This is a genomic window from Pseudarthrobacter sp. NPDC080039 (assembly GCF_040702335.1).
In the GTDB taxonomy this organism is placed as follows: domain Bacteria; phylum Actinomycetota; class Actinomycetes; order Actinomycetales; family Micrococcaceae; genus Arthrobacter; species Arthrobacter enclensis_A.
The window spans coordinates 175,345-192,271 of sequence record NZ_JBFBKY010000007.1; the positions used below are offsets into that span (position 1 = coordinate 175,345).

The 16,927-nt window shown below is 62.6% G+C and carries 16 protein-coding genes and 1 tRNA gene; 10 read left to right on the plus strand and 7 right to left on the minus strand.

Going from position 1 to position 16,927, the window contains the following annotated elements; all coding sequences use genetic code 11:
* Positions 1-9: 9 nt before the first annotated feature.
* The 7 genes from AB0313_RS10790 to rpmH all read right to left on the minus strand — a co-directional run bounded on the left by AB0313_RS10790 (position 10) and on the right by rpmH (position 4,366).
* Positions 10-1,092: a ParA family protein gene (locus AB0313_RS10790; RefSeq protein ID WP_307304994.1), complete on the minus strand. Its 1,083-nt coding sequence runs from the start codon at positions 1,090-1,092 to the stop codon at positions 10-12.
* An 89-nt stretch (positions 1,093-1,181) separates the two neighbouring features.
* Positions 1,182-1,832: a 16S rRNA (guanine(527)-N(7))-methyltransferase RsmG gene (gene rsmG / locus AB0313_RS10795; protein ID WP_141944819.1), complete on the minus strand. Its 651-nt coding sequence runs from the start codon at positions 1,830-1,832 to the stop codon at positions 1,182-1,184.
* Between the two features lie 16 nt (positions 1,833-1,848).
* Entirely contained in the window at positions 1,849-2,412 is a 564-nt protein-coding gene (locus AB0313_RS10800; RefSeq protein WP_366305477.1) for a R3H domain-containing nucleic acid-binding protein, read from the minus strand.
* Entirely contained in the window at positions 2,412-3,377 is a 966-nt protein-coding gene (yidC, locus tag AB0313_RS10805) for a membrane protein insertase YidC (RefSeq protein ID WP_141944815.1), read from the minus strand. The genes AB0313_RS10800 and yidC overlap by 1 nt, the downstream gene beginning before the upstream one ends.
* A gap of 15 nt (positions 3,378-3,392) precedes the next feature.
* A complete protein-coding gene (gene yidD / locus AB0313_RS10810) occupies positions 3,393-3,785 on the minus strand; it encodes a membrane protein insertion efficiency factor YidD (RefSeq protein ID WP_174237556.1) in 393 nt (130 codons plus the stop codon).
* Complete coding sequence (rnpA, locus tag AB0313_RS10815) at positions 3,778-4,188, minus strand: ribonuclease P protein component (protein ID WP_366305480.1); 411 nt, start codon at positions 4,186-4,188, stop codon at positions 3,778-3,780. The genes yidD and rnpA overlap by 8 nt, the downstream gene beginning before the upstream one ends.
* A gap of 40 nt (positions 4,189-4,228) precedes the next feature.
* Complete coding sequence (rpmH, locus tag AB0313_RS10820; RefSeq protein WP_003800212.1) at positions 4,229-4,366, minus strand: 50S ribosomal protein L34; 138 nt, start codon at positions 4,364-4,366, stop codon at positions 4,229-4,231.
* 467 nt (positions 4,367-4,833) lie between these two features.
* On the opposite strand from rpmH, the gene dnaA reads away from it, so the two are divergent.
* The 10 genes from dnaA (at position 4,834) to AB0313_RS10870 (ending at position 16,912) form a co-directional block, all read left to right on the plus strand.
* Positions 4,834-6,255, plus strand: a complete 1,422-nt coding sequence (gene dnaA / locus AB0313_RS10825) for a chromosomal replication initiator protein DnaA (RefSeq protein ID WP_018769876.1) — start codon at positions 4,834-4,836, stop codon at positions 6,253-6,255.
* Positions 6,256-6,792: 537 nt separating this feature from the next.
* Positions 6,793-7,917: a DNA polymerase III subunit beta gene (gene dnaN / locus AB0313_RS10830; RefSeq protein WP_141944811.1), complete on the plus strand. Its 1,125-nt coding sequence runs from the start codon at positions 6,793-6,795 to the stop codon at positions 7,915-7,917.
* Positions 7,918-8,034: 117 nt separating this feature from the next.
* A complete protein-coding gene (gene gnd / locus AB0313_RS10835) occupies positions 8,035-8,919 on the plus strand; it encodes a phosphogluconate dehydrogenase (NAD(+)-dependent, decarboxylating) (protein ID WP_307305019.1) in 885 nt (294 codons plus the stop codon).
* Between the two features lie 45 nt (positions 8,920-8,964).
* A complete protein-coding gene (gene recF, locus AB0313_RS10840) occupies positions 8,965-10,170 on the plus strand; it encodes a DNA replication/repair protein RecF (protein WP_307305022.1) in 1,206 nt (401 codons plus the stop codon).
* Positions 10,160-10,714, plus strand: a complete 555-nt coding sequence (locus AB0313_RS10845) for a DciA family protein (protein WP_141944805.1) — start codon at positions 10,160-10,162, stop codon at positions 10,712-10,714. Before recF ends, AB0313_RS10845 begins: the two co-directional genes overlap by 11 nt.
* 377 nt (positions 10,715-11,091) lie before the next feature.
* Positions 11,092-13,176, plus strand: a complete 2,085-nt coding sequence (gene gyrB, locus AB0313_RS10850; RefSeq protein ID WP_307305027.1) for a DNA topoisomerase (ATP-hydrolyzing) subunit B — start codon at positions 11,092-11,094, stop codon at positions 13,174-13,176.
* Positions 13,177-13,232: 56 nt separating this feature from the next.
* Positions 13,233-15,911: a DNA gyrase subunit A gene (gyrA, locus tag AB0313_RS10855; RefSeq protein ID WP_141944801.1), complete on the plus strand. Its 2,679-nt coding sequence runs from the start codon at positions 13,233-13,235 to the stop codon at positions 15,909-15,911.
* On the plus strand, positions 15,904-16,554 hold the full coding sequence (locus tag AB0313_RS10860) for a DUF3566 domain-containing protein (RefSeq protein ID WP_141944799.1): 651 nt from the start codon (positions 15,904-15,906) through the stop codon (positions 16,552-16,554). The genes gyrA and AB0313_RS10860 overlap by 8 nt, the downstream gene beginning before the upstream one ends.
* A 97-nt stretch (positions 16,555-16,651) precedes the next feature.
* Positions 16,652-16,725, plus strand: a tRNA-Ile gene (locus AB0313_RS10865).
* A 70-nt stretch (positions 16,726-16,795) separates the two neighbouring features.
* Positions 16,796-16,912, plus strand: coding sequence for a DLW-39 family protein (locus AB0313_RS10870; RefSeq protein ID WP_018769884.1), 117 nt, complete (start codon positions 16,796-16,798; stop codon positions 16,910-16,912).
* The last annotated feature ends 15 nt before the right edge of the window (positions 16,913-16,927 follow it).

The window sequence follows — 16,927 nt, forward strand, 5'->3', positions numbered from 1 at the left end:
TTGAAGATTCTAGCGTTCCGCTATTTCAGCGGCGGCTTCCAAATAGGACAGGGCCCCACTCGACGAGGGGTCGTAAGTCATGACCGTCTGTTGGTAGCTCGGAGCTTCGGAAATCCGCACAGACCGCGGGACGACGGCCGACAGCACCTGATCGGGGAAATGCTGGCGTACTTCCGCCGCGACCTGGGCAGCTAGATTGGTGCGCCCGTCATACATGGTGAGCAGGATGGTCGAAACGACAAGGTCAGCGTTGAGGTGCTTCTGGATCATCTCGATGTTCTTGAGGAGCTGGCTAAGACCCTCAAGAGCGTAGTACTCGCACTGAATGGGGATCAGCACTTCACTTGCCGCGCAGAAAGCGTTGACCGTCAACAGGCCCAGGCTGGGGGGACAGTCGATGAAGACGTAGTCCAGACGCTCCTCACCGTTCTTCTCCCGCGTCTTCGCATAGACGTCAATGGCGCGGCGCAGGCGCTGCTCGCGGGCCACCAGGGACACGAGCTCAATCTCCGCACCTGCAAGGTGGATCGTAGCGGGCGCGCAAATCAGCTTGCCGATATCGGGGCATGGAGCCACCACATCAGCAAGGGGGACGTCGTTGATCAAAACATCATAGATGCTGTCAACGTCCGCATGGTGTTCGATACCCAAAGCGGTGGAGGCGTTGCCCTGGGGATCAATGTCAATAACCATGACGTTCAAGCCCGCGGCTGCCAGGGCGGCCGCGATGTTTACGGTGGTGGTGGTTTTCCCAACCCCGCCCTTTTGGTTTGACACCGTGAAGATGCGGGTTTCCTCAGGGCGAGGGAGCTGGCGTCCCATCAGCCGCTCACGACGCTTGGTCTCGTGCGCAAGCTCCCTGGCAATCGGGCTGGAATCGTCGATCGCGTCGATGACATTGGATCGACCAGCAGAGGTTGTTTCACGTGAAACTGCGTTACTTGGGGAGGAGGAAGAAACCGCTTTAGGGTGATTCCCACCCCTGCCAGGGGCCATACCGGTCCCTGCGAGGCCGGACCCAGCGACAGAACGTGCCGACCCCAAGGACACAAACGGCGGGATCCGTTGTGCGGAGGCTTCACTACTGGTCACTGGGGCACACTCACTCTCGTTCAGCCAATTTTGCTGCCGTTATCTAGCCTAACTGCTCCAGCCTGCTGACAGCCGTCAGCAGGCCCGCATCAGGACTTCTTTTGCGGCTTGTCCACCACGATGCGGACCACTGTGGTGGGTTCCTCCAGGAGGTTGTCGCCTACAGTGAGCACGGACGTCTCCACGCCACCCAGCTTGCGGATGGTTTTGGCTGCCTTTTCGATTTCCTCACCGGCGCTGCGACCCTTGATGGCCACGACTTCGCCGCGGCCACCGAGCAGCGGAATGGTGAGGCCGGCAAGGTTGGTCAGGGCCGAGACGGCCCTTGCCGTCACCACGTCAGCGTCCACGTGGCCCACAGCAAGCTCTGCGCGCGTACGCATCACCGTGACGTTGTCCAGGCCAAGATCGTCCACTACTTCCTGAAGCCAGATCACCCTGCGCTCCAGCGGCTCGATAAGGGTGAGTTCAAGATCGGGCCGTGCGATGGCCAGGCAAAGGCCGGGCAGTCCGGCGCCGCTTCCGACATCGGCAACGTGGCTTCCCTGCGGGATCTCACTTTCGATGACTGCACAGTTGAGCACGTGGCGGCTCCACAATCTGGGCACCTCGCGCGGGCCAATCAGGCCCCGTTCAGTCCCCGACGTGGCCAAATGCTCGACGTAGCGCTTTGCCAGGTCCAGGCGGTCGCCGAAGATTTTCTCGGCGGCGCGCAGCTCTGCTGCCGTGATGTCAACCATTATGGGCAAGCATTCCCTAGTCCGCGGAAACAACAATATGGCGTCCGGCGCCTTCGCCCTCGGACTCACTCACCAGTCCGAGATCGGCAACGGCGTCATGCACAATCTTGCGTTCGTAGGCACTCATCGGTTCCAGCGCGACGGACTTGCCGGTTTCCTTGACGGAGGCTGCGGCGTCCTCGGCGATCTTTTGCAGATGCCCGGTACGCTCCTGCCGGTAGCCGTTGATGTCCAGGACCAGGCGGGATCGGTTCTCTGTACCAGACAGGACTGCAAGCCGCGTCAGTTCCTGGAGGGCTTCAAGGACCTCACCGTCCTCTCCAACCAAACCTTCCAGTCCTTCCGCTTCCTCGTCGGCGACGATGGAAATATACGTGCGGCCGTTGCGGACCTCGATGTCGATGTCACCATCGATATCGGCAATGTCCAGCAGTTCTTCCAGGTAGTCGGCAGCGACGTCCCCCTCTTCCTCGAGGCGGCTGACGGCGGAAACTTTGGCGGCGGAAGCGTCCTGGTTCACGGAAGCATCCTGATCTTCGATCTCTCCAGAAAGGGCGTGCTCGGTGCTCTCGGCAGACATTACTTCTTCTTCCTGTTCTTGCGCTGGGGCTGGACGCGCTGTCCCTTGATCTCAACTGCGGCAGCCGCGGCGGCGTCGGATGCCTCATCCCGCTTGCCGCTCAGGACGGACAGCGCCGGCAGGCCCTTGGCGGCACGGCGTTCGGCGAGGGCCCTGGCTGCCGGGGAACCAGGCGTCGGCATGCGGCGGATGACGAAGAACTGCTGGCCCATGGTCCAGAGGTTGGTGGTGGTCCAGTAGATCAGGACGCCGATAGGGAAGTTGATGCCGCCGACACCGAACACTAGGGGCAGGATGTAGAGCATCATCTTCTGCTGCCGCATGAAGGGGCTGGCCATGGCTTCTTCAGACATGTTCTTCGCCATGATCTGCTTCTGGGTGATGAACTGGGAGGCCGTCATGGCCAGGATCATCACGATTGAGAGCACCACGACGGCAACGTTGCCGGCGCCGCCGTGCAGCAGGGCTGCGGACAGCGGGGCCCCGAAGATGCTTGACGCGTCGAACTCGACAACCTGCTCGTGGCTCATGGCCCCGATGCCGGCACCCTGGTCCTTGGCCTGCGAGATGCCCGAGAGCACCTGGAACAGTGCGAAGAAGAAGGGCATCTGGATCAGCATGGGCAGGCAGGCGGAGAACGGGTTGGTCCCGTGCTTCTTGTACATTGCCATCTGTTCCTGGGCCATGGCCTGGCGGGACAGCTGGTCGGTCTTGCCCTTGTACTTTTCCTGAAGCTTCTTCAGGTCCGGCTGCAGCAGTTGCATGCCGCGCTGGGCCTTGATCTGCTTGACGAATACCGGAATCAGCGCGGCACGGATAACCAACACCAGCCCGATGATGGCCAGCGTCCAGGTCCAGCCGTTCGCAGCGGGCATGCCAATGCTGCTAAGCCCGTCGTGGAACGCCACCATGATGAACGAAACCAGCCACTTGAACGGGGCGATTATTGTCCCAAAGATGTCCATACTTATCCCTATTCGTCAGGCCGCACTGCGGCCTTCTTCATCAGTCCGAACAACCAGGTACCTGTCCGGATTGTTCAGCACAACAATTGTGGGGGTCCGGCCCTCGGGCCATTCCCGGTGCCCGGCGGGGACGTGGTCCACTCCGCCGGGATTCCATGGGTGGCAGTGGCCAAGGCGCCGGACTGCCAGCCAGCTTCCCTTGACGGCACCATGGACGGTGACCGCTTCAAGGGCGTACGCCGAGCATGAAGGGAAAAACCGGCAAACCGGGCCATACAAGGGAGAAACCACCTTGCGGTAGGCCATCAGCAGAAGAATGAGGATATTCCGGGGCAGGTTCCAGAGGAATCTTCCGACGGCGGCCAGCACCTTTCGGAAACGGGCGACGACGGCGGTGGCGTTAGGCACGCGTTGTCCCCTCCTGTGTTGTACCGGCCGAACCTGTGGCGGCAACCCGTGAAGGGCGGCCGGCCAGCCGGCTCAGCGTAGAGCCCAGTGCAGCGTTGTAGTCCGACAGCAGCTGGTCCCAGCTGGCATTGGCGGACGCAGGAAGTGCCCGCACCACGACAGCGAGTCCCGTGCCGTGCTCGCTCAGCGAGGCGGCAGCTGCTTCCCTCAGTCTCCTCTTAACGAGGTTCCTGACCACAGCGTTCCCTACACTCTTGGAAACAATGAATCCGATCCGGCTCGGTTCGTCGGCAGCAATGGCTGCCGCATATAACACTACGTTCCGGCGCCCATTGCGGACACCGGAACGTACAGTTGTTGAAAAATCGGTTGAGGTCCTCAAGCGGTTGCGGGCGGCCAGCACCTTAAACTCGCAAAGGGATGTCTACCGACAAGCCAGTTATTTAGGCCGACAGTTCGGTACGGCCCTTGCCACGACGGGCTGCCAGGATGGCGCGGCCGGCACGGGTACGCATACGAAGGCGGAAGCCGTGCTTCTTGGCTCGACGGCGGTTATTCGGCTGAAAAGTCCGCTTGCTCACGTTAGTTACTCCAGTGGATCAAAGGTGCGCCCACCCGATCAGTATGGGGAAGAACTGGCCGACGCTAAGTTTTGTATGTGCACGCTTACCCCGGCTCCCCAGGCGCACTGCACTTGGAAAGTTCAAATGGGGCCGAAAAGCGGACACAAAGGACTTCACAACGTTAGGGCAATCCGATAGGCGGAGTCAAACCGGAGAAGCCGCGGCGGGATGTCCCCAGCTGTGCCTAAGTATCCCCAACAGCCTGTGGATGAAGTGGCTCACAAGGCTGTCTTACGAACCACACCGGTGTAATTATCCACAGCCGGATAGCCAGCTATCTTCTAGGCTTTTCATCACCTAGAGTGTCCCAGTAGCCGATTATCCACGGGCTGTGCATAACCCTGTGGATGAAGTTGGGCCAGGACCTGGTTCCGGACTTGGGCTGCAAACAACGCAGGCACGGCAAGTTTTGAGGGAACCGATTGATGACAGTAGACGAAGCCAACCACGCCAATACTGTCGGAAGTTCCTGGCGCCGGGTTGTCAGCCTGCTGGAACAGGACCACCGCGTTTCCCCACGTCAGCGGGGCTTTGTCATTCTTGCCCAAGCGCAGGGGCTCATTGGCTCAACCCTCCTGGTGGCTGTCCCCAACGAGCTGACGCGTGAAGTGCTGCAGACCCAGGTCAAGGATGCGCTCGATGATGCCCTGCACAACGTGTTCTCCGAGGACATCCGCTGTGCCATCGATGTCGACACGGATCTGGTTCCCATCCACGAGGAGCCGGAGCCCGTCGTTGAACCAGCGTACGCGCCTGACCAGTTGATCGAGCAGAAGCCTCAGCCCATGCTGCCCAGCACTTCGCACGAATTCGGCCGGCTGAACCCCAAGTACGTCTTCGATACTTTCGTGATCGGTTCCTCCAACCGGTTTGCCCACGCCGCTGCAGTCGCCGTTGCTGAAGCTCCGGCCAAGGCATACAACCCGCTGTTCATTTACGGAGACTCCGGGCTGGGCAAGACCCACCTCCTGCACGCCATTGGGCATTACGCCCGGCGCCTCTATAGCGGCATCCGGGTGCGGTACGTCAACTCAGAGGAATTCACCAACGACTTCATCAACTCCATCCGGGACGATGAGGGCGCCAGCTTCAAGACCACGTACCGCAATGTCGATGTCCTGCTGATCGATGACATCCAGTTCCTGGCCGGCAAGGACCGGACGCTGGAGGAGTTCTTCCACACGTTCAATTCCCTGCACAACAACAACAAGCAGGTGGTCATCACCTCGGACCAGCCGCCCAAGCTGTTGGCAGGGTTCGAGGACCGCATGAAGTCCCGCTTCGAGTGGGGCCTGCTGACCGACATCCAGCCGCCGGAGCTTGAAACCCGGATCGCCATCCTCCGGAAGAAGGCACTGAGCGAGGGCCTCTCGGCACCGGATGACGCCCTGGAATACATCGCGTCCAAAATCTCCAGCAACATCCGTGAACTCGAGGGCGCACTGATCCGGGTCACCGCTTTCGCCAGCCTGAACCGCCAGCCCGTGGACGTGGCCTTGGCCGAGATGGTGTTGAAGGACCTGATCACCGACGACGGTGCGCAGGAGATCACGTCGGCCCAGATCCTCCAGCAGACGGCTGACTACTTCAAGCTCAGCATGGAAGAGCTTTGCAGCAAGTCCCGTACCCGCACCCTGGTCACGGCGCGTCAGATCGCAATGTACCTCTGCCGGGAACTCACTGACATGTCGCTTCCCAAGATCGGCCAGGAGCTCGGTGGCCGTGACCACACCACCGTGATCCACGCCGACCGGAAGATCCGGGAACTCATGGCGGAGCGCCGTGTGATTTACAACCAGGTTACGGAACTGACCAACCGGATCAAACAGCAGCAGCGGGACTCCTGATCCACAGCGGGCCCGGCACTCTATACCTTATTAACAGGGGTATGTGGATAAGCCTGTGGATACTTAAGGGGACAAGCGCGGTTAATGGGCTTAAAACCCTTAAGCCGTCTGTGGATCGTTAAAAATGCCGTTTTGCGTTGTCCCCATCCACACCCTGTTTAAAACCCAGGTAACGCACACACCGTGAACAGGGCTTAACCGCGGATCCGTGGGGCAGGATCCGGTTATCCACAGTTTCCACAGCAGTTATTAACACTACGAATCCCAAAAAATTGAAATCCCTCAAACAACAAGATCGATCCGCCCGTTCGTCGAGGGGGCCTGCCGGCCCCAGGAAGGGACGGGCCTGTTCCTGGGGGATGGGTTAATCCCCGTTCTTCCGGCTAAGCTGTCAGCAGCGCTCCCATCCCTGGGTTTTCGTGTGGTTTCCGTCTTCATGGACCATGCACCAGCCGGGGTGCGCCCAACTTCTTCCGGAGTTTCCCCGCGAAATTCCCGGGTTTACATGGCAGCAGCAATGAAAGGCGGCACCCTTCCGTGAAGTTCAGAGTTGATCGGGACGTCCTGGCAGAAGCCGTTACCTGGACAGCCCGGTCCTTGTCTCCGCGGCCGCCGGTACCCGTTCTCTCCGGCCTTCTCCTGAAGGCCGAAGCTGGAACCGTGAGCCTCTCCAGCTTTGACTACGAGACCTCGGCGCGACTTGAGATCACCGCTGACATCAGGGACGAGGGCACCATCCTGGTCTCGGGCCGCTTGCTTGCCGACATCTGCCGCAGCCTGCCTTCCGCGCCGGTTGACGTTGAAACCGATGGCAACAAGGTCACCCTCACCTGCCGCCGAAGCAGCTTCCACCTGGCCACCATGCCGGAAGCTGAATATCCTCCCTTGCCGGCGTTGCCGGCCATCAGTGGAACTGTCCCAGGAGACGCTTTCGCCCAGGCTGTCTCCCAGGTCATCATCGCCGCCAGCAAGGACGACACGTTGCCCATCCTTACCGGCGTGCGCATGGAGATCGAAGACGACCTCATCACGCTCCTGGCTACGGACCGCTACCGGCTTGCCATGCGCGAAGTGCCGTGGAAGCCGGTCACCCCGGGCATCTCCACCAGTGCCCTGGTCAAGGCCAAAACCCTCAACGAGGTAGCAAAAACCCTGGGCAACAGCGGGGACATCAACCTGGCTTTGTCGGACGACGACAGCAGGCTCATTGGTTTCGAAAGCGGGGGGCGCACCACCACCTCCCTGCTGGTGGATGGCGATTACCCCAAGATCCGCTCGCTGTTCCCCGAATCAACCCCCATCCACGCCACAGTCCAGACACAGGAACTGGTCGAGGCCGTGCGGCGTGTTTCACTGGTGGCCGAGCGCAACACACCGGTCCGCCTTGCCTTCACTGCTGGCCTGCTCAACCTGGACGCGGGTACCGGTGAGGATGCGCAGGCGTCAGAGGAGCTGGAGGCGCAGCTTTCAGGTGACGACATCACGGTCGCATTCAACCCGCATTACCTCATCGAGGGGCTGAGCGTCATCGAGACCAAATTTGTCCGGTTTTCCTTCACCACGGCACCCAAGCCCGCCATGATCACCGCGCAGGCAGACGCCGACGGCGAGGACCAGGACGACTACCGCTACCTGGTCATGCCGGTCCGCCTTCCCAACTAGTCCCCGCCGCCTCCCTTGCCTCGCAAGCTCGGCCAGGGAACCCGGGCGGCGTGGGCCCACCCATCGGCTCCCACCGCCAACCCCGTTCCTCCCTCTAGCGCAGAAAAGAGTTCCACCATGCACATTGGACTGATCGGCCTCGGCAAAATGGGATTCAACATGCGTGAGCGGCTGCGCAAGGGAGGCCTGGAGGTTACCGGGTACGACCGCAATCCTGATGTCACCGACGTCACCACGGTGGATGACCTTATCGCCGCCGTCCCCGTCCCGAGGATCATCTGGGTGATGGTTCCCTCCGGACCCATCACGGACGCCGTGATCACTGACCTGAGCGAAAAGCTGCAGCCAGGAGACCTTGTCATCGACGGCGGCAACTCCCGCTTCACGGAAGACCAGAAACATGGCGAACTGCTCGCCGCCAAGGGCATCCGCTTCGCTGACTGCGGCGTGTCCGGTGGAGTCTGGGGGCTGCAGAACGGTTACGGACTGATGGCGGGCGGCGATGCCGCAGATATCGAGCGGGCACTGCCCGTCTTTGATGCGCTGCGGCCGGAAGGCGAAAGGGCGGATAGCTTTGTCCACGTTGGCGGCATTGGCGCCGGCCATTACGCCAAGATGGTGCACAACGGAATCGAATACGGCCTGATGCAGGCGTACGCCGAGGGTTACGAACTGCTCGCCGCCAAGGACATTGTCACCGACCTGCCGGGTACGTTCCGGGCTTGGCAGAAGGGGACAGTGGTCCGTTCCTGGCTCCTTGACCTCATGGTCAAGGCGCTCGACGAGGATCCCGGCCTGGCTTCGATCGATGATTACGTGGAGGACTCCGGCGAGGGCCGGTGGACCGTGGAAGAGGCCATTGCCAACGCCGTGCCCGCACCGGCCATCACGGCTGCACTGTTCGCCCGCTTTGCATCGAGGGAAGACACGTCGCCTGCCATGAAAATGGTTTCCGCGCTGCGCCACCAGTTCGGTGGCCACGCAACCCGCCCTTCCAAGTAGCACCCACAGGGAACCGGCAGCGTTCCCGGAATTGCCGAAAACCGCGTGTATCTGGAACACCTTTCACTGACCGACTTCCGCAGTTACGCCCAGGTCGACCTCACCCTGGGCCCCGGAGTCACCGTTTTGGTTGGTTCCAACGGCATCGGCAAAACCAACCTGATGGAAGCCATTGGTTACCTGGCCACTTTGAGCTCACACAGGGTCAGTTCCGATGCTCCGCTGCTGAGGTTCGGAACTGAGCGCGCTTTGGTCCGCGCCCGGCTGGTCCGCGGCAGCCAAACCACGGTACTTGAACTGGAGATCAACGCCGGCCGTGCAAACCGTGGACGTATCAACCGCAGCAACCCCGTCCGTGCCCGTGACCTGCTCGGCATCTGCCAGACGGTGCTGTTCGCTCCGGAGGACCTGGCCCTGGTCAAGGGAGACCCGTCCAACCGGCGCCGTTTCCTGGATGAGCTGTTGGCCAGCCTTATCCCGCGCCATGCAGCCACCCGCAGCGACTACGACCGCGTCCTGAAACAGCGCAACGCCCTGCTCAAATCGGCACGCGCCGGCCGGTTTACGGCCGCCCATGAATCCACGCTCGACGTGTGGGACCAGCACATGGCCAGGGCCGGGGCGGAACTGCTGCATGCACGGCTGGAACTGGTGGACCGGCTTCGCCCCCACCTGACCCGCGCCTACGCTGAGCTTACGGATGCGTCCAAACCCGCTGACGCCACGTACCGTTCAACGCTGCAGAACCAGATGGACGACGACGGCGTCCCGGCCGGCAGCGTGCAGCCCGCCCCAGGCGGCGGTTCTTCGGGAGAGCAGGATGACCTGCGCCGTCTTTCGGTGGACCAACTCACAGAGCGGTACGTGCAGGCATTCGCCGAGTCCCGCAGGAAGGAACTGGAACGGGGCATCTCCCTGGTTGGCCCCCACCGCGACGAACTGGAACTGATGCTCGGGCAGGCACCTGCCAAGGGGTACGCCTCGCACGGCGAAACCTGGTCCATGTGCCTGTCGCTCCGGTTGGCCTCCTACTACGTCATGCTGGACGACGCCCGGACCGGAGGCTCGGCCCCTATCCTCATCCTGGACGATGTGTTCGCCGAACTTGACGTGCAGCGGCGGCGTAAACTGGCGGCAATAGTCTCCGGCGCGGAACAGGTCCTGGTGACCGCCGCCGTCGACGCCGATATCCCGGAAGAACTTTCCGGGCGGCGGGTGAAGGTCATTCCGGGAGGTATTGATGAGCAGTGACCAGGGCGGCGGCCCCCGGCCCGGCCGCGAGCCAGACAACATCGATGCCCCGCAGGCCGCACTGAACCGGATGCGCGAAGCCGCGGCTGCCCGCGGCGAAGTCCGGCGGAAAGTGGCGCGGCCCGGCTCAGCAAAGTCCAAAGGCAGCATCCGGGACACCCGTGGCTTCAGCCAGTTCCATGCCACGGGCCGCGATCCGCTGGGCCTTGGAAAAGTTGTGGGCCGGCTCGTGGCCGAGCGGGGCTGGACCTCGCCCGTGGCCGTCGGCTCAGTGATGGCGGAGTGGGCCACCTTGGTGGGGCCGGAAATCTCGGCCCATTGCACGCCCGAGAGCTTCACCGACACCACCCTGCACGTGAGGTGCGATTCCACGGCATGGGCCACCCAGCTGAGGCTTTTGAGCAGCAGCCTGCTTGAGAAATTCCGCCGGGAGCTTGGGGACGGCGTGGTGACCAGCATCCAGGTTCTGGGCCCTTCGGCACCCAGCTGGCGCAAGGGCGGCCGCAGCGTCAATGGCCGCGGCCCCCGGGACACTTACGGATAGACGAAAACCCGGGTCTTGAAACTGGGCCCACGGGCGTGTAGGGCGCTGCGGGGGCCGATGCGTGTATAGGCACCCGGAGGCCGCACCGCTGGGCCGCCCTAGGCCGGGCGCAGCGCCTCACACAGCCATATTCGCTGGCAGCGAAGGCCCTGGAATGCAAGGATCTGTGGCTGTTCGCGGTAGAATAGCAGCAGATAACTGGGCGCGGATGAAACGTTGACTTCAGTCCGTTCTCCGCGCGCTTCCCGTGTGCGGAGAACGGATCACCATCGTCAGCACGTCACCGGCGCCATAAGTTTGTGCCTTTTGGCGGGTGGCTTTTCCCTGGGAAGAGAAACCGGCCGGCCGTCATCGAGAACAGAGGAGTCGCAGCGCCTGTGGCTAACGACAATACAGATATTCTGGCAGCAGATACAGCAGTCGAGGATGGCCGCGCCCCTGATACCCCCCCTGCGGCGGCCACACCGCGGGAATACGGCGCCAGCGACATCACCGTCCTCGAAGGCCTTGAGGCTGTGCGCAAGCGCCCCGGCATGTACATCGGCTCCACCGGCCCCCGCGGTCTCCACCATCTTGTTTACGAGGTGGTGGACAACTCGGTGGATGAGGCACTTGCAGGCTACTGCAGCCACATTGAAGTAGTCCTGCAGGCCGACGGCGGAGTCAAGGTTGTCGATGACGGCCGCGGCATTCCCGTGGACATGCACCCTACCGAACACAAACCCACCGTCGAAGTGGTCATGACCATCCTGCACGCCGGGGGCAAGTTCGGCGGCGGCGGATACGCGGTTTCCGGCGGCCTGCACGGCGTAGGTATTTCCGTTGTCAACGCCCTGTCCAGCCGCGTGGATACCGAAGTGCGGCGCCAGGGACACGTATGGCGCATGTCGTTCGCCGACGGCGGCAAGCCCCAGGGCAGCCTGGTCAAGGGTGAAGAGACGGACACCACCGGTACCACGCAGACCTTCTACCCCGATCCTGCGATCTTCGAAACCACCGAATTCGACTTCGAGACACTGCGCGCCCGCTTCCAGCAGATGGCCTTCCTGAACAAGGGCCTCCGCATCACGTTGACGGATGAGCGCGCGGCGGCCGAGGATACCGACGGGGACCTGGACCTCGACGACCTCAGCACCGAGGGTGAGGTCAGCGCCGAACACCGCACGGTGGTGTACCAGTACGACGAAGGCCTGCTGGACTACGTCAAGCACCTGAACTCGGGCAAGAAGGTGGAGGTGGTCCACGAGGACGTCATCGCCTTCGAAACCGAGGACACCGAACGCAAGATTGCCCTGGAAATGGCCATGCAGTGGACCAGCGCCTACTCCGAGAGCGTCCACACCTACGCCAACACCATCAACACCCACGAAGGCGGCACCCACGAAGAAGGTTTCCGTGCTGCGCTGACATCCCTCATCAACCGGTACGCCAGGGAGAAGGGGATCATCAAGGACAAGGATGACAACCTCACGGGTGATGACATCCGCGAGGGCCTTACCGCCGTCATCTCCGTCAAACTGGCCGAACCGCAGTTCGAGGGCCAGACCAAGACCAAGCTGGGCAACTCGGAAGTGAAGGGCTTTGTCCAGCGGGTGGTCACCGACGGCCTTGGCGACTGGCTGGAACGCAATCCGGGGCCTGCCCGCGATGTCATCCGCAAGGCGATCTCGGCCGCGCAGGCCAGGATGGCGGCGAGGAAGGCCCGGGACAATGCCCGGCGAAAGAGCCCGCTGGAGTCCTTCGGCATGCCCGGGAAGCTTTCCGACTGTTCCTCCAAGGATCCGGAAAAATGCGAGGTCTACATCGTCGAGGGCGACTCGGCCGGCGGTTCCGCCAAGCGCGGCCGGAATCCCGAAACCCAGGCCATCCTGCCCCTCCGTGGCAAGATCCTGAACGTGGAGCGTGCCCGGCTGGACAAGGCCCTGGGGAACGCCGAGGTCCAGTCCATGATCACTGCCTTCGGCACGGGCATCGGCGAGGACTTCGACCTTGCCAAGCTGAGGTACCACAAGATCGTGCTCATGGCCGACGCCGACGTGGATGGCCAGCACATCACCACCCTGCTGATGACCCTGCTGTTCCGCTACATGCGGCCGCTGATCGAGAACGGCTACGTGTACCTCGCCCAGCCTCCGCTGTACCGGATCAAGTGGTCCAACGCGCCGCACGACTACGTCTACAGCGACCGTGAACGTGACGCCAAGCTAGTGGCAGGCCAGGCGGCCGGCCGCCGTATTCCCAAGGATAACGGTATCCAGCGCTACAAGGGCCTTGGCGAGATGGACTACACCGAACTGTGGGACACCACTATGGACCCGGACCACCGCACCCTGTTGCAGGTGACCATGGACGACGCTCTTGCCGCCGACCAGATCTTCTCCGTCCTCATGGGCGAAGACGTGGAATCACGCCGCAACTTCATCCAGCAGAACGCCAAGGACGTCAGGTTCCTGGATATCTAAGGATCCACTCCCAAAGTATTCGGAACCAGACATATACCTGAAACGGAAAATAAAGAATGAGCGACGAAACACCCGAGATTCCCGCCCCTGAGGCCGGAGAACCGGACACCGTTCTTGAAGGCGATGTGCTGATCGACCGCGTTGAGCAGGTTGACCTGCAGACGGAAATGCAGCGTTCCTACCTGGACTACGCCATGGCCGTCATCGTGGGCCGCGCCCTCCCCGACGTCCGGGACGGGCTCAAGCCCGTGCACCGGCGCGTCCTGTACGCGATGTTCGACGGCGGCTACCGTCCCGACCGTTCCTTCAACAAGTGCGCCCGCGTGGTGGGCGAGGTCATGGGTCAGTACCACCCCCACGGTGACACTGCCATCTACGACGCCTTGGTGCGCCTGATCCAGGACTGGACCATGCGCTACCCGCTGGCGCTGGGACAGGGCAACTTCGGTTCCCCAGGCAACGACGGCGCCGCCGCACCACGGTACACCGAAACCAAGATGGCTCCGCTGGCCATGGAGATGGTCCGCGACATCGACGAGGAAACGGTCGACTTCCAGGACAACTACGACGGCAAGAACCAGGAACCCACCATCCTGCCGGCCAGGTTCCCCAACTTGCTCGTCAACGGTTCCTCCGGCATCGCCGTGGGCATGGCCACGAACATCCCGCCGCACAACCTCAGGGAAGTCGCCGACGGCGTGCAGTGGTACCTGGCCAACCCCGGTGCCACCCGCGAGGAACTCCTCGAGGAACTGCTGGTTCGGGTCAAGGGCCCGGACTTCCCAACCGGTGCCACCATCCTGGGACACAAGGGCATCGAGGATGCCTACCGCACCGGCCGCGGTTCGGTGACCATGCGCGCCGTGGTTGCGGTGGAGGAACTGCAGGGCCGCACCTGCCTGGTGGTCACGGAACTTCCGTACCAGGCCAACCCCGACAACCTGGCAATCAAGATCGCTGAACTGGTCAAGGACGGCAAGATCCAGGGCATCGCCGACCTCCGCGACGAAACGTCGGGCCGCACCGGCCAGCGCCTGGTGATCGTGCTGAAGCGTGACGCCGTGCCCAAGGTGGTGCTGAACAACCTCTACAAGCACACCGAACTGCAGAGCAACTTCTCCGCCAACATGCTGGCCATCGTGGACGGCGTGCCGCGCACCCTGAGCCTTGACGCGTTCATCCGCCACTGGGTGACGCACCAGATGGACGTCATTGCGCGCCGCACCCGGTACCGGCTGCGCAAGGCCGAAGAAGAAGCCCACATCCTGCGGGCGCTCCTGAAGGCGCTGGACATGCTGGACGAGGTCATCGCCCTGATCCGTGCATCCAGCACCACCGAAGCCGCGCGGGACGGGCTCATGGAGTTGCTGGACATCGACGAGCTCCAGGCCCGGGCCATCCTGGACATGCAGCTGCGCCGACTGGCCGCCCTGGAACGCCAGCGAATCCAGGAAAAGCATGCCGAACTCGAAGCGCTGATCACCGAATACAAGGAGATCCTGGGCTCCGAGCAGCGCCAGCGCGAAATCATCAGCACCGAGCTGGGCGAAATCGTGGACAAGCACGGCGACGACCGGCGCACCAGGATCCTGATGGGCTACGACGGCGACATGTCCATGGAGGACCTGATCCCCGAAGAGGAGATGGTGGTCACCATCACCCGCGGCGGATACGTCAAGCGCACCCGCAGTGACAACTACCGGTCACAGCAGCGCGGCGGCAAGGGCATCAAGGGCGCCCAGCTGCGCGGCGACGACGTCGTGGAGCATTTCTTCGTCACCACCACCCATCACTGGCTCCTGTTCTTCACCAACCTGGGCCGCGTATACCGCGCCAAGGCATACGAATTGATGGAAGCCGGAAGGGACGCCAAGGGCCAGCACGTGGCCAACCTGCTGGCGTTCCAGCCCGATGAACACATCGCCCAGGTGCTGGACCTGAAGGATTACCAGCAGGCGCCGTACCTGGTGCTGGCCACCAAGAGGGGGCTGGTGAAGAAGACCAGGCTTGAGGACTACGACACCAACCGTTCCGCGGGCGTGATCGCCATTAACCTGCGTGACGGCGATGAACTGGTCTCCGCCCAGCTCGTTTCGGAAACCGACGACCTCTTCCTGGTCTCCCGCAAGGGCCAGTCAATCCGGTTCACGGCGACCGACGACGCGCTGCGTCCCATGGGACGGGCAACATCCGGCGTCACCGGCATGAAGTTCCGCGAAGACGACGAACTGCTGGCCGCAGACGTCGTCACGGACGGTTCGTTCGTGTTCATCGTCACCGAGGGCGGATATGCCAAGCGCACGGCGGTGGAGGAATACCGGCTCCAGGGCCGTGGCGGCCTGGGCATCAAGGTGGGCAAGTACCAGGAGGAACGCGGCCATTTGGTGGGCGCGCTCATCGTCCAGGAAGAAGATGAAGTCCTGGTGGTCATGGAGGGCGGCAAGGTTGTCCGGTCCTCCGTTGCCGGTGTTCCTGCAAAGGGACGTGACACCATGGGCGTCATCTTTGCCAAGCCGGACAAGAATGACCGCATCATCGAGGTGGCACGCAACAGCGAACGCGGCCTCGAGGACGAGGAATCCGCCGGGGATGACGTAACGTTGGCTGAAGATGGCGGGACCGCTGGGGAATCCGCCGCGCCAGCAATGGCAGAAGAAACACCGGCCGTTGAGTCAGAGGACGCCTCGGGCGACGCTGAGCCGAACGAAGACAACACGGAGGTAACGAGTGAGTAATTCCGACTCATTTCCCAAGCCGAACAGCACTGTTCCCGAGGGGAACCGGCCTTCAGCGGCGCCCCGCGTGAACGCACCTGTCCGTCCGCAGCAGCGCCCCTCAACCCCCGCCGCGGCGCCGGGCCAGCGGCCTGCTGTCCCTTCCCAGCGGCCACAGCAGGGCGATCGTCCCGTGCAGCCGGGCCAGCGGCCTTTCCAGGGCCAGCAGGGCCAGCGGCCTGCGCCCGGATCTTCCAGCCAGGGCACCCCCGGCCTGGTCAAGCCGGCACCCAAGGCAAAGGTTCGCCGGGCGCGGTTGCTGATCAGCAAGGTGGACCCCTGGTCCGTCCTGAAGATGGCATTCCTGCTTTCCGTGGCACTGGGCATCGTCACCGTGGTGGCAGCCATCGTCCTGTGGACCGTGCTTGACCTGACCGGCATCTTTGACCAGGTGGACAGCCTGCTCGGCACGCTCGCCGGTTCTGAAAGCGGAGGTTTCGAGCTGAAGAAGGTTGCCTCGCTGGGACAGGTGGCGTCATTCGCCACCATCATCGCCGTGGTCAACGTGGTCCTGCTGACCGCGCTGTCCATGCTTTCCGCCGTGCTCTACAACATCTCCGCCACCCTCGTGGGCGGCATCGGCGTGACCCTCACTGACGATTAGGAAGCCATTTCCGCCGGCTCCACGCCGGCGGAAAGGCCCGATTTGAGATCGGGCCGGGGTGTGCTGTAAAGTCATGTCTCGGCCCGATGAGGGATCGGGGCGTATAGCTCAGGCGGTTAGAGCGCTTCGCTGATAACGAAGAGGTCCCAGGTTCAAGTCCTGGTACGCCCACGGAACCTGTGCAGGTTTCAAACGGAGGTTGGGTCCGGATTCGTCCGTACACGGCCGGAACGGGGAGCACGTGAAGAAGTTGCTTGTATTGGCAGCGGCAATCGCGGGTATCCTGGTCTACCGCAAAGCACAGGAATCCGAAGCCCGGAAGACGGTCTGGAGCAAGTCAACCGATACGGTGGACTAGGCCGGACACCCGCGC

Coding starts and splice junctions, on each gene's coding strand:
- gnd (WP_307305019.1), top strand. CDS start 8,035: ATGCACATTGGACTGATCGGCCTCGGCAAAATGGGATTCAACATGCGT.
- yidC (WP_141944815.1), bottom strand. CDS start 3,377: ATGGACATCTTTGGGACAATAATCGCCCCGTTCAAGTGGCTGGTTTCG.
- rsmG (WP_141944819.1), bottom strand. CDS start 1,832: ATGGTTGACATCACGGCAGCAGAGCTGCGCGCCGCCGAGAAAATCTTC.
- AB0313_RS10845 (WP_141944805.1), top strand. CDS start 10,160: ATGAGCAGTGACCAGGGCGGCGGCCCCCGGCCCGGCCGCGAGCCAGAC.
- gyrA (WP_141944801.1), top strand. CDS start 13,233: ATGAGCGACGAAACACCCGAGATTCCCGCCCCTGAGGCCGGAGAACCG.
- AB0313_RS10800 (WP_366305477.1), bottom strand. CDS start 2,412: ATGTCTGCCGAGAGCACCGAGCACGCCCTTTCTGGAGAGATCGAAGAT.
- dnaA (WP_018769876.1), top strand. CDS start 4,834: ATGACAGTAGACGAAGCCAACCACGCCAATACTGTCGGAAGTTCCTGG.